Below are 12,586 nucleotides of genomic sequence, written 5' to 3' on the forward strand. Positions count from 1 at the left end.
CATGTTTTGACACAGACGGCAAAAAAGCAGCGGAGTTACGGATTGCGGCTGGCAGCTTTTGCAGCAATTCTTTTCTGGATGCTGATGATTTCTGCCGCTGCTGCGGCAGAACGTCTTACGGTGGAAAGACCGACTCTGAATGTTCGCTCGGGACCGGGGACACAATATAGTGTTCTCTGGCAGGCGGAAGCCAATTATCCGGTGGAAGTCCTTGAAAAAAAGGATGGATGGGTTCGTTTCAGGGATTTTGAAGGTTATGAGGGCTGGGTTTCCGGACGGCTGCTTGGCCGTACACCCTCTGTGGTTGTTAAAAATCCAAGGGCCAATGTCCGTTCCGGGCCAGGCACCGGTCATTCCATTGTGTTTACCGTTGAAAAAGGAGTGCCTTTCCGGGTGCTGGGCCGTCAGGGAGACTGGATTCAGATTCGGCATGCGGATGGGGATGAGGGCTGGATTCATGGGAATCTTGTCTGGTGATGGGGGATGGTTTTTTTAATGAAAGGCAGGGAACATGGATCTGAGAGGTCGCATAAGGGCCCGTGGGAAAAAAGTGCTGGGCGTGGGTTCGGCCCTTACGGATATTCTGGTGCAGACTTCCGATGAGGTGCTGCGCAGTATAAGTGATATCAAGGGCGGGATGACACTGGTGGAGTCGGAGTTTCTGGATGGGTGCCTGCCAAAGGTTCCGCAGGATAAGGAGATTGTGCCCGGAGGTGCTGCCTGTAATACCATACAGGGGCTTGCCAGGCTGGGAGGCGATACAGTCTTTGTTGGAAAACGGGGAAATGATGCCACGGGTGAGGCCTTTGAATCTTCCCTTCGGATTTCGGGGGTGAAACCTGTTCTGTCAACATCTTTAACCCCGTCGGGTCGAGTCCTCTCCATTATCACCCCTGATGCCCAGCGTTCCATGTTCACTTTTCTGGGGGCTTCTTCGGAACTGAGGCCTGCTGATCTGCCTGAAGATTTATTTTCCAGGGCGGCCATTGTGTTTATGGAAGGGTATCTTTTTTTCAACCCGGATCTGGGGCTTGCCGTTCTGGAAAAGGCAAGGGCTGCGGGTGCTGTTACTGCCATGGATCTTGCCAGTTTTACCGTGGTTGAGGCTGCTCCGGATCTTCTGCACAGGGTTATTCCTGAATATGTGGACATTCTCATTGCCAATGAGGATGAGGCACAGGCCTACACAGGATATTCAGATCCTGAAAAAGCGCTGGAGGCAATGGCATCGGAGGTTGACCTTGCGGTTCTGAAGCTGGGCAGTGAGGGGAGCCGCATTCGTATGGGCCATGAAAGCTGGGTCATTGATGCCTGTGCAGGGCAAGGGGTAAGGGATACAACAGGAGCCGGAGATCTTTGGGCGGCAGGATTCTTGCATGGACTCGTCGAGGACTGGCCCATGGAGCGCTGCGGTAATCTGGCTTCAGCCTGTGGGTATGAGGTCTGTTGTGTGGTGGGGGCGCAGATCCCGGAGGCCGGATGGTCACGGATCGCATCCCGTTTTTTATCCCCCGGGGGCAGCCTGCCCCCTTCCGGTTCCTGAGGAGAAGTGTCGATGGAAGAAAAAAATACCAATGTACCAAGAATTCCCCTTGATATGATTCATGATGATCCCATGGCCCGGTTTTTTACCCGGGTCTGGGATTTCTGTCATGTACACACAAAATTACTGGTGCTGACAGGGATCGCGCTGCTTGTAACCGTATCTGCAGGTCTTGGATACTGGGGTTGGAAGGTGAGTGCGGAAAGGGATGCTTCTGCCAGGCTGGGAATAGTACTGCAGACAGCAGGGCTGACAGAAAATGGCAGCTCGCCAGCCCTGATTCAGGAGATCAGAGATATCCGGGAATCCAGGTCTGCTACCCTTGCCGGACGTATTGCCCATATTTATGAGGCCCGTATGCTTTTTGATGGCGGAGATGCGGCCGCAGCTCTGGAAGCCTATAATTCGGCATTCTCTGTGCTCGGAAAGGACAGAATTCTGGGTCGTCTTGTTGTATGGGAACGGGCCCATGTGCATCTGGTGCTGGGGGATAAGGTTTCTGCCCTTGCTGATTTTAAAAGGGTTTCTTCGGAGAAGGATTTCTTTTTGCAGGAATCCGCCCTTTTCCATGTGGCTCGCCTGGAAGCCGAAATGGGTGCCATGGATAAAAGCCGGGCCGCCTATGAAAGTATGCTGGATCAGTACCCTGATTCCCCCTACAGAGAGACACGGCTTTTTTAAGAGCTTGATTTTCTAGATTTAAATGACCTGTGGTTGTCCGGCACTTTTTTATTTGCTGACGGTCATATCTGTTATTAGGGTGTCTTGCATCGTAATCCGTTCAGAATGAAGCTTGTCTGTCAGCGGCCTGTCTGTTTTTGAGAATAAGAAAGCGGACCGGGGTCAGTCGGTCCGCTTTTCTGGGAGAATGGCTGTTTGTTGATTGTTAATATAGCAAAAGCCGTGCCATGTTTTGTGGCGCGGTTTTTTTGTTTTTATTCAATTACTTATCTTTTTGCTGGAGGGGTGGGGGCTGGCTGTTGGAGGAGGCTGTGTTCATAAAAATGAACTGTCATTTTTATTTTCTTGGAGTGATGTCTTTCATGTCTCTGATATATCTAGTTTTTTTGGCCGGTTCATTTTTTTGAACTTTTTTAAGGAGTGGTATGCATGTGCAAAACCCAATTCTGATGAAGGCCTGAAAAGCAGGGTTTGCAGTCCTTGCTTCTGTCTGCTGCCATCTCTGAAGGGTGTTCTTGCTTGTCACCCGCACCCATGTAAATGTTTTGTTGGGAGCTTATTCTGTATCCAGAGGTCTGGTCAGGTCTATCTTGTATTTTTTTATTTTCTGGTGCAATCCGCTTTTGGTGATGCCCAGACGGGCAGCGGCATGGGCCTGAACGTGGGAAGTTGCTTTCAGTGCCCGTTCTATCAGCTCTTTTTCAACCTGAGCAAGGGTTTCACTGAGGGTTCCTTCCTTAAATATCAGGGTTATACCAGCCTGTCTGCTGGATTCACGGATTTCTGCAGGGAGATCTTCTGGCTGGATATGGGGTCCGGCAGACAGTAGTACGGCCCTTTCCATAACATTTTCCAACTGGCGTACATTCCCGGGCCATGGGTATGCAAGAAGGTGTTTTCTGCAGTCATGGCTGATGCCGGAAATGGACTGGCTGTCTGTGCGCTGATCAGCAAATTTTTGCAGAAAGGCCTGGGCCAGCAGAAGAATATCGTTATCCCTTTCCCGTAGAGGAGGTATCTGAAGGTGGACCACGTTTAGTCGATAATACAGGTCTTCCCTGAAGGTTCCTTTGATGACTTCACTTTTCAGGGTTTTGTTGGTTGCGGCCATCAGGCGGAAGTCTACGGAAATGGCTTTGCTGCCGCCTACCCGTTCTATGGATTTTTCCTGAAGTACCCGAAGGAGTTTTACCTGCATAGGCAGGCTGATTTCTCCTATTTCATCGAGAAACAGAGTGCCGCCATGGGCCAGTTCAAAGCGGCCTTTTTTCATGGTGGCTGCTCCGGTAAAGGCCCCCTTTTCATGGCCGAAAAGCTCTGATTCCAGAAGATTTTCTGCAAGGGCTGCGCAATTGACAGCCACAAAGGGCTTATCTTTTCTGGGGCTGTTGAAGTGCAGGGCCCTTGCCACCAGCTCTTTACCTGTGCCGGAATCTCCCTCAATAAGTATGGTAGCCGTTGACGGTGCCACTTTTCGGATGGTGGTGTAGATTTTCTGCATGGCTTCGCTTTTGCCGATGAGCTTTGAAAAGGAAAAACGGTCTGCCACCATATCCCGCAGTCTCCGGTTTTCCAGTACTACCCGGTAGAGATCCATGGCTTTGGAAACATGTTGTATCAGTGTTTTATTTTCAAAGGGTTTCAGAATATAGGTGTAGGCACCCAGCTGCATGGCCTCCACTGCTTTTTCCACGGTTCCGTGGGCTGTCATCATGATTACGGGAAGGTCAGTCTGTTTTTCCTTGATGGCGCGGAGCAGGGCTATGCCGTCCATGCCGGGCATCCGCATATCCGTCAGTACAAGGTCAATGCCGGATTCTCCCAGAAGGCCCAGAGCCTCTTCTCCGGAATGGGCTCTAAGGGTTTCATAGCCCTCTTCTTCAAGTATCGCGCTGAGGATGAGGGGATAATTTTTCTCATCATCCACAATTAGTATGGTTTCCATGCTGTGTTCCTCTCAGGCGGTTTCCGCAGGTTCTGTTGTGGGAAGGGATACTTTGACCCGGACTCCGCCTTCCTGCCGGTTACTGATTTCCATTTTGCCACCATGGGCGGCAATGATTTTTTCCACAATGCCCAGTCCCAGACCTGTTCCTTTTTCCTTTGTCGTGAAAAAAGGCTCCTTTATTTTTTCGAGAATATGATCCTTAATTCCCGGTCCCCTGTCTTCAAAGACAATATGGACTCTGCCGGGTCCGTTCAGAATGGAAATGTTTATTCTGCCTCCTTCTGGCATGGCCTGCATGGCATTGAGGATCAGATTTAAAAAGGCCTGATAGAGCATGTCTGGATCTGCAATGATCTCTGGTACTTTTGGTGCACAGTAAATGTGAAGATCAAAGCTGCCCGATTTAAGTTCATTGCTTAAAAACAACTTGTTTTTGCTTATAATATCAAATATATGGCAAGGGATTGGAGACATGATTCTGGGGCGGGCGTAGGTCAGAAAATCTGTAATGATGGCATTCATTCTTGTGGATTCTTCAACAATGATGTCTGCAATGGTGTTGCCGGGCTCCAGTCGGTTCATCTTTGTCTGCAGCAGTTCCGCAGAACTCCGTATTATGCCAAGGGGGTTTCTGATTTCATGGGAGATGGCAGCTGTCATTTCACCAAGGGCTGAAAGATGACGATTACGGTTAACTTCTTCTTTCAGTCGGAGCTGCTCTTCGTTTCTTTCTTCGAGGATACGTTCACCGTGTTTTACAATGCTTCTCAGGATAATAAAAAGAAAACCCATGACAAGGGAACTTGTCAGTATTACAATGATTTGCAATCGAAAGATTTTTTTATAGTCATCAGAAACATTTTGAACAATTTCCACAACACCGATGATGGGGCCGGAAAGGGAAGAGGTGGAATCCTCCATGCGCAGGGGGGCAAAGGTGGTTATTCGTGTAATTCTTGGAATGCGGAAAAGCATTTCCCACTGATTGCCAATCTGTATGAAGGAAGTGGTGGATTCTCCCTGCATGGCTTTTTCATATCCGGCACCACCAATGTCTTTTTCTCCAATAATTTCAGGATTAAAGCTGTAGGATATGACATTGTCCAGATCATAGATGTTGACCATGTCCGTATGGAAGCTGTGCAGGGTGTTCCGGACCACATTGTCCATACGCTGGAACTGATCCGGATCCTTGAGCTGAATCTGTCCGAACTGAAAGTAAACTGGTAGCAGAAACTGCATGAAAATCTGATGATTGAGGTTTTCTATCAGAAGATTCCCATATTCTTCACTTTTTTCAATCAAAAGATTGCGTACCAGATGGGTATGCAGGGTGGAGAGTATGATGGCACCGCTGAACATTAGAATCAGGCTGCTCAAGGTAAAATATTTCACCAGGGTAAAGGATTGCCCGGGCGAAGATTTTTTGTGGGGGGATGGGGGTTCCGGGGCGGAAATGAGTTTAAAGCTGTTCATGTATTCCTGTTTTTGTATGGGGTTGAAACTGCGAATGATAGCGGGAGAAGTGTAAAAGATTTTTAAGGGAAGCTCAAGGGGTGTTGTTGTCGATTTTTGTCATAAAAATACAAAATATGTCAGCTGTGGATGGGTCAGGTCCTGCAATGGTGGAAAGGGCAAGGTTGATTGATATGTCCGCTAACACTAAGAATCCTAAGATTCCGAAGAAGTTTTTATGGGTCTGTCTTCATATTTGGTCCGATATTTGCTGTTATTCACTCGTTTTGGCTGTAGGGATCTTTTTATGTTTTTAATTTCTTCGGGGGCGGGATTATTTTTTTCCAAGACCTTGTTTCTACTGCCTCTTGCCATGGAAGGTTCCTTGGAAAAGAAGCGGAAAACATAAAAAATATTGACTTGAACGCTGTTTTATCTGAAAAATACAGAACAATCATTGTTGTTGCTTGTATATCTGGGTTCGGTCGGCAGGTTTCTCCGCAGTTGTCAAAGGCCTTGTCTCTGAAGGTTTTTCCCTGAGTACAGGACTTGAACATTGCAATTATTTTGTAAAAATTCGGATAAGAAAGGCTGCCATGCTGTTTTCAAAGAAAAATCATCTTGTGGGGCTGGATATAGGCTCATCCATGGTCAAGGCGGCGGAAGTACTTGATTCTAAAAAGGGAAGAATACTGAAACGTTTTGGGATGATTCCTTTAAAAGCCGGGGCCATTGAAGATGGTCTCATCCGGGATCCGGAATATGTGGCTGGCGTGATCCGGGAGCTTTTTTCCCTTCACGGAATCCGTAATGAGAGGGTTGCGCTTTCCATTGGCGGGTATTCTGCCATTGTGAAAAAAATTACCATGCCTGCCATGGCAGAAGAGGCACTGCAGAAAAGTATCCTTGTGGAGGCGGAACAATATATACCCTTTGATATTAAGGATATACGTATGGATTTTCAGGTTATGGGTCCCAGTACCCAGAATCCTGAGCATCTGAATATTCTGCTGGTGGCGGCAAAAAAAGAGCTTGTGAATCAGTATGTGGACGTTGCTGAACTTGCTGGGCTGACTCCCTGTATTGTGGATGTGGATGCCCTGGCGGTTCAGAATATTTATGAGGCTGTCTATGGGATAACTTCGGAAGAGGTGGTCCTTTTGAATGTGGGCGCAGCCAAGATGTCCTTAAATATAATAAAAAATGGGGATTCCGTTTTTATGCGGGATGTTTCCCTGGGTTGCAGGCAGATCAATTCTAGGATTCGGGCTTCTACGGGGTGCAGCGAAGAGGAGGCAGAGGCTCTGAAGCTTGCATCGGGGGGAGAAAATATGCCGGAGGATGAGTATTTGGGTGCTGTGGGGCAGGTGGTCGGTCAATGGTGTACGGAAATTGGAAGAGCCCTGGACTTCTTTTACTCAACCTATCCGGGAGAGCGGGTGGAAAAGATGGTGCTTTCCGGTGGGGGAGCCCATCTGCAAACCTTTATGGATGCCCTCTCCGTGCAGACCGGGTCTGAGGTCTTGCTGCTGGATCCTTTTAATGGTTTTCAGATGGAGCCCGGTAGGCTGGATATGGATGATCTTCGCAAGATGGCTCCGCAGGCAGCCGTTGCCATGGGGCTGGCGTTGAGAAAGGTGGAAGACAAATGATAAAAATCAATCTTCTGCCCTTCAGATCCGCAAGAAAGAAAGAGAACATCCGCAGGCAGGTTTCTGTTTTCATGCTGTCTCTGGTGCTGGTTTTTCTTGTTATGGGGATTGTATATAAGCGTATGGATACCCAGGTGAATGAAGGGCGCGAAAATCTTGCAAGGCTTCAGACAGAGGCAAGGAATCTGGAAAATCAGGCAAAAGAGGTTGGTGTGATCCGCCGGGAGCTTGAGATTCTGGAACAGAAGCTGGGAGTCCTTGAGTCTTTGGAAACAGGCCGTAGGGGATCTGTGGAAATTTTTGAGGCATTGACGGAAGCAGTGGTTCCCCAGCGGATGTGGCTGCTGAATTATAAGGAAGATGGCGGGAGTGTCCGTATGAACGGCCTGGCACTGGATGATAAGACCGTTGCGGATTTTATGACAAACCTTGAAAAGAGCGGTTTTTTTTCATCTGTTAGTCTTGACAGCGTGAGGCAGCAGATGCAGGGAAATATTGCCCTGCGGTCTTTTTCTCTGGTGTGTCAGAAATGAGAGGGGGCTACGTGTCCATAAAAAAGGTAAGCAGCCATGACAGATGATCAGAAAAAGAAAATAGGGGGAGGACTGAAGGAGCAGGTTCAGGCCCTGTCTGCCCAACTGGAACCGCTTATGGCAAAGATCAATGCCCTGACTCGTCCCCAGCGTATCCTGGTGGTTGCCATCACCATAACCCTCCTCTGTGGGAGTTTTGTTTATTTTGTCTATCTCCCTAAAATGCAGGAGCTTACAAAAATAGCTGAGGATACCCGCAGGGTTGAGGGCCGCATCCAGAAGGCAAGATCGGATCTGCGTCAGTTAAAACCATTGCAGGAGCAAAAGGCAGAAAAGGAGCTGGTCTTCAAAGAAGCCATGCGGGCACTTCCGGAAAGACGCGAAATTCCACTTTTTTTGGCTACTATTTCTGCATACGGCAGGGATGCGGGCCTTGAGTTTTTACTGTTCAAGCCGGAGTCAGAGGTTCGCCGGGATTTTTATGCAGAAATCCCCGTGTCCGTTGAAATGGTGGGTGGTTTCCATGAAACGGTGACCTTCCTTGATATTCTGGCCCGTATGCATCGTGTGGTGAATGTACGGGGTGTGGATCTGCAGAGCCAGGCTGACAGGGACAGGGGGCAGATCATTCGTACCCGCTGCCAGATTGTGACCTATCGTTTTGTGGAACCGGAACCTGAATCGGGACAGCCCGCACAGAGAGGCCGCAGAAAATGATACGATTTGATAAGAAATCAGGTTGTCGGGGCACAGCGTGGCTGTTTTTTATGCTTGTGCTTCTCGTTTTGTCTTTTGGATGCGGGCAGGAGCCTCCGCCACCCCCTGCACCTGAAAAGGCTGAGATACTCAGAAGATCCATTATTTTTCAGGAAGCTGAGAAGGATATCAGGTCTGGAGATTCCTTATACGGAAAAACAGAGACAGAAACTGAATATTCGAAGGAAACTTCCGATGACGGAGATCTGGAAAAGCTTCTTGTTTCAAATGAACAGAAGGCTTTGAATGGTGTCAAGACTGTAAGGCTTCCATCGGAAGAAGTTTCTGAAAAGAAGGTGGTTTCATTGGAGCCAGTGGAAGAAGCCAAGGCTTTGGTTGAGCCTTCTGATACAGATCCGGTAAAAGCTTCTGATGTGTCTGAAATGGATGCGGATGCTTTGGCTCTCCTTGAGAAAAAAAGAAAACAGGAGAGCAAGGATTTTTTTCCGGTAAAAGATACGGTTTCCCCCTCTGTGGATAATGAAAAAAAACCTGCAGAAGCTCCTGAAGCAGGTGACATCTCCCTTGTTTCAGAAGAAGATGGTGTTTTATCAGGGGATTTTGAAGAAATTGTTTCAGGGGAAGAAGTTTTAGATGACAAAATGCTGGTGGCAGTTCCAGAACAACCTGTGTATAAGCCCGAAGGTCGCATTGATCCCTTCAGGCCCTTAATTCAGGAAAGACCAAGAGTGCAGCAGCAACAGAGAAGTGAGGAGAGACCTGAGAGGCGTATTCCCCAGACCCCCCTTGAAAAGGTGGATTTAAGTCAGTTGAAGCTTGTGGGTATTGTCCGTTCTCCCATGGGACCCCGGGCCATGGTGGAAGAGTCCAGCGGCCGCGGATATGTGGTAACGGAAGGAACCTATATGGGGCTGCACGGCGGAAGGGTGACGGCCATAGAGCGGGAGAGGTTGGTAGTTACGGAAATTGTGGAAAATCTTGCCGGTGAATTCCGGGAGGAAGAACGTGAAATGAGACTCCAGAAGCCAACCGGAGAATAGATAATTCAGGGGGTATAATGCGAATATTCAAAAAATGGCAGATGGCGGGGATTCTCGTGGCTGGTTTGCTGGTGGCCTGTACACCCAGGTCGGGCGCAGAAAAGGAGATCAGTCAGGGGGAGGTCAATTCTGTTCAAAACCGGATAGAAAAAATTTATCTGGATGTTCAAGATGAAAAAACCCTTCTTTTTGTGCAATCCAAAGGTCACCTTGCCTATACGGCAGTCAAAGAGCATGATCCACCCGGGGTAAGGCTGTATTTTCCGGATACCCTTCTGGCTTCAGACGCTTTGCCGTTAAAAGGCTCTGCCGGGTCTGTTTTGTCTGTCTCTGCTGAAAGCATATCAGAGACAGAGGTACGCCTGTCAATGATTCTGGCGGAAGATATGCCCTATGAGGTCAAATCCCAAGGGGATTCGGGTATACGAATTGCCGTGGGTGGAGTTTCTTCAGATGGAAGAGGGGATGGAGCTGGCAGTCAGGGCCGTATACGTGTTCATAATATCAGTCGTGGAGATAACGGGGTTTTACGCCTTTTGGAAGTGAAGTCTGAAATAAAAGATGATGGCGTAAGGGTTGGGATAATGGCCAGCAGCTCCCTTAAAGATGTACATACCTTCACCCTGGAAAATCCCCCCAGAATTGTTCTGGATATTGCAGGTCTTGTTTCTCCCTTTACCGGTGAGCAGCGATTTGCTGTGGACAGCCCCCATGTCCGCTCAGTCCGTCACTATGCCTATCCGGATAAGGTCAGGGTGGTGCTGGATACGGATGTGAAGGGTCTTGGGGCATTTGAAGGCAGTTCGGTTACAGAAGGATATGAAATCTTTGTTGCAAAGGCTCCGTCTCTTTTACATACAGCGCAGGTAAAAAAAAGAGAGGATAAAGCCCTTGTAGTTTCTGAAAAGCCAGCCCTTGTAAAGGATATGGGATTTACCCAATTGCCCGAGGGACGTTCACAGCTTTTTATTGAAACGGACAGGCCAGTTGTCCATGAGGTGATTTCTGAAGGAAAAAACCGTGTCCGGCTTTCCCTTGCAAATACCCGGCTTCCCGAAAGATACCAGAGGCCTTTGATAACAACTCGCTTTGAAAGTGCCTTGGATCAGGTGATGCCGCAGCAGGGAGCTTCTGGTGCAACATTTTTGTTGATTGATATGCGCGAGCCGGTTGCTTATGTTGTCAATCCTCAGGGGAATCGCTTGGAAGTCCGTTTTGAAGCCAGCTCCGTAGGCCCGAGACCCATTGAGGGAGCTTTTGCCTATGGGGAAAAAGAGGCTGTGGAAGTTGCTTCACAAAGTATTGCTATTTCGTATGTAAATAATAATGTGTCTGCACCTGCAGTGATTCCAGCTGTGCCTTCGACTGGACAGTCTGAAGTGGTAGTAGAGCCGAAAGTCGGTCTTCCTAAGCCACCTTTATCATCTGTGGCGGTTTTCACGGGGACTCCCATATCCATAGATTTTTTTGATACAGATATTAAAAATGTTTTCCGTATTCTTCAGCACATCAGTGGTAAGAACTTTGCCATAGATAAGGATGTTGCTGGTAAGGTGACCATGAGTCTGGAGCATCCGGTACCATGGGACCAGATCATGGATCTGGTCCTGCGCATGAATGGACTGGGTATGGTGCATGAAGGTAATATTATCCGTATTGCCACCATGACCACCCTGCGCAGGGAAGAAAGCCTCAGGCAGGAGGTTCTCAGGGCAAGGCAGGAAAATGAGCAGAGGGAGAGTGATTTGGCTCCCCTTGTGACGGAATATATTCTCATTAATTATTCCAATGTATCTTCCGAGATTATCCCCCATATCCAGAATGTTCTTACGGAAAGAGGGCGTGTCAGTGCAGACAACCGTAACAATCAGTTGATAATAAGGGATACGGCGGAAGTCATTGCCAGTGCAAGAACGATTATTGAAAAAATCGATAAAATTACCCCCCAGGTTGTTATAGAAGCCAGAATAGTGGAGGCCAGTGATTCATTTGCCAGGGCTTTAGGGGCGGAATGGCAGGGAAGCAGTCGTGGTAGCGTTGATGGCAGTGACTATGCGACAATTAACAGGAAAGAGATCGGCGGAAAGTATGGATACAATGTTTCCATGAATACCCCTACGGGAACAGGAAGCATAGGTTTGCATTTTGCCCGAATTGCGGGAACGCAATTGGCTCTGAATGCCCGTTTGAATCTAAGTGAGCAAAGAGGTGAGACAAAAATAGTCTCTTCTCCCCGTATTGTTACCTTGGATAATAAAAAGGCTACCATCAAACAGGGTTTTCAGTATCCTTATCAAAGCGTTGATAAAGACGGAAATCCTGTAACGGAGTTTAAGGATATCAATCTGGAACTTGAGGTAACACCCCATGTAACTGCTGATAATCGTGTTGCCATGGCTATAAAAATTTTGAAAGATGATCTTTATATGCCTACATCCGATGGCTGGGCTCTTCAGACAAAAGAGGTTCAAACAGAGCTTCTGGTTAATGATGGGGATACTATTGTTATTGGTGGCGTGGTTCAGACTTCGACCAGTTTTTCCCAAAATAGAATTCCTTTTTTTCACAGAATCCCCCTTTTAGGGTGGCTTTTTAAGAGTGCGGACAGGAGCGAGCGTAAAGATGAACTTCTTATTTTTTTAACCCCGAGGATTGTGCAGTTGGAAAATTCAATGCAATGAAAGTTTAAGGCTATTATCGTATTTGCTTTTGTGTCGGCGTAGTTGTCATTTTAGCTTGATTAAACATAGAATTTAGATTTTTGTATATAAAAATTAGTTTTTTATATAGGAGGGGATAAACCTTGAAGGTTTTTCCCCTTCTTTGTTTGAAAGTCTCAATCTTTTAAGCGTTAATATTGTGCAGGCTATGGCGGGTTAGATGTTGCTGCACCATGTAACAAGGATTTGTTCAATTTTTGCTCGTTTTTGAGCATCAAATGCATAATGTCTTAAAAGCTCAGCCGTATACTCTATGTTCTTGCCTATTTCTAATACTCCTTTTTATTTAAGATTCTT

10 protein-coding genes are annotated in these 12,586 nt (G+C 47.6%); 8 read left to right on the forward strand and 2 right to left on the reverse strand.

Going from position 1 to position 12,586, the window contains the following annotated elements; genetic code table 11:
* Positions 1-6: 6 nt before the first annotated feature.
* The 3 genes from FIM25_RS00645 to FIM25_RS00655 are packed head-to-tail and all read left to right on the forward strand — an operon-like array spanning position 7 to position 2,224.
* Entirely contained in the window at positions 7-477 is a 471-nt protein-coding gene (locus tag FIM25_RS00645; RefSeq protein WP_246051931.1) for an SH3 domain-containing protein, read from the forward strand.
* A gap of 34 nt (positions 478-511) precedes the next feature.
* A complete protein-coding gene (locus FIM25_RS00650) occupies positions 512-1,543 on the forward strand; it encodes an adenosine kinase (protein ID WP_139445121.1) in 1,032 nt (343 codons plus the stop codon).
* 12 nt (positions 1,544-1,555) lie between these two features.
* Complete coding sequence (locus FIM25_RS00655; RefSeq protein ID WP_139445123.1) at positions 1,556-2,224, forward strand: tetratricopeptide repeat protein; 669 nt, start codon at positions 1,556-1,558, stop codon at positions 2,222-2,224.
* Positions 2,225-2,780: 556 nt separating this feature from the next.
* Here the strand turns inward: FIM25_RS00655 and FIM25_RS00660 are convergent.
* Positions 2,781-4,169 carry a sigma-54-dependent transcriptional regulator gene (locus tag FIM25_RS00660; protein WP_139445125.1) on the reverse strand — a complete coding sequence of 463 codons (1,389 nt, stop codon included), beginning with the start codon at positions 4,167-4,169 and terminating at the stop codon, positions 2,781-2,783.
* A gap of 12 nt (positions 4,170-4,181) precedes the next feature.
* A complete protein-coding gene (locus FIM25_RS00665; RefSeq protein WP_139445127.1) occupies positions 4,182-5,648 on the reverse strand; it encodes a sensor histidine kinase in 1,467 nt (488 codons plus the stop codon).
* Between the two features lie 575 nt (positions 5,649-6,223).
* Between FIM25_RS00665 and pilM the strand changes: the two genes are divergently transcribed.
* Genes pilM through FIM25_RS00690 form a run of 5 tightly spaced genes read left to right on the forward strand, consistent with a single transcriptional unit; the run spans position 6,224 to position 12,250 of the window.
* Positions 6,224-7,279 (forward strand): type IV pilus biogenesis protein PilM, encoded by a 1,056-nt coding sequence (pilM, locus tag FIM25_RS00670; protein WP_139445129.1) that lies wholly within the window; start codon positions 6,224-6,226, stop codon positions 7,277-7,279.
* Positions 7,276-7,812 carry a PilN domain-containing protein gene (locus FIM25_RS00675; protein ID WP_139445131.1) on the forward strand — a complete coding sequence of 179 codons (537 nt, stop codon included), beginning with the start codon at positions 7,276-7,278 and terminating at the stop codon, positions 7,810-7,812. The genes pilM and FIM25_RS00675 overlap by 4 nt, the downstream gene beginning before the upstream one ends.
* A gap of 36 nt (positions 7,813-7,848) precedes the next feature.
* Positions 7,849-8,529 (forward strand): type IV pilus inner membrane component PilO, encoded by a 681-nt coding sequence (locus tag FIM25_RS00680; RefSeq protein ID WP_139445133.1) that lies wholly within the window; start codon positions 7,849-7,851, stop codon positions 8,527-8,529.
* Positions 8,530-8,579: 50 nt separating this feature from the next.
* Positions 8,580-9,569 (forward strand): pilus assembly protein PilP, encoded by a 990-nt coding sequence (locus tag FIM25_RS00685; protein WP_179953060.1) that lies wholly within the window; start codon positions 8,580-8,582, stop codon positions 9,567-9,569.
* 17 nt (positions 9,570-9,586) lie between these two features.
* The gene (locus FIM25_RS00690) at positions 9,587-12,250 is read left to right on the forward strand and encodes a type IV pilus secretin PilQ (protein WP_139445137.1); all 2,664 of its coding nucleotides are present in this window, start codon (positions 9,587-9,589) and stop codon (positions 12,248-12,250) included.
* Positions 12,251-12,586 lie beyond the last annotated feature (336 nt).

The organism is Desulfobotulus mexicanus, from assembly GCF_006175995.1.
Classification (GTDB): domain Bacteria; phylum Desulfobacterota; class Desulfobacteria; order Desulfobacterales; family ASO4-4; genus Desulfobotulus; species Desulfobotulus mexicanus.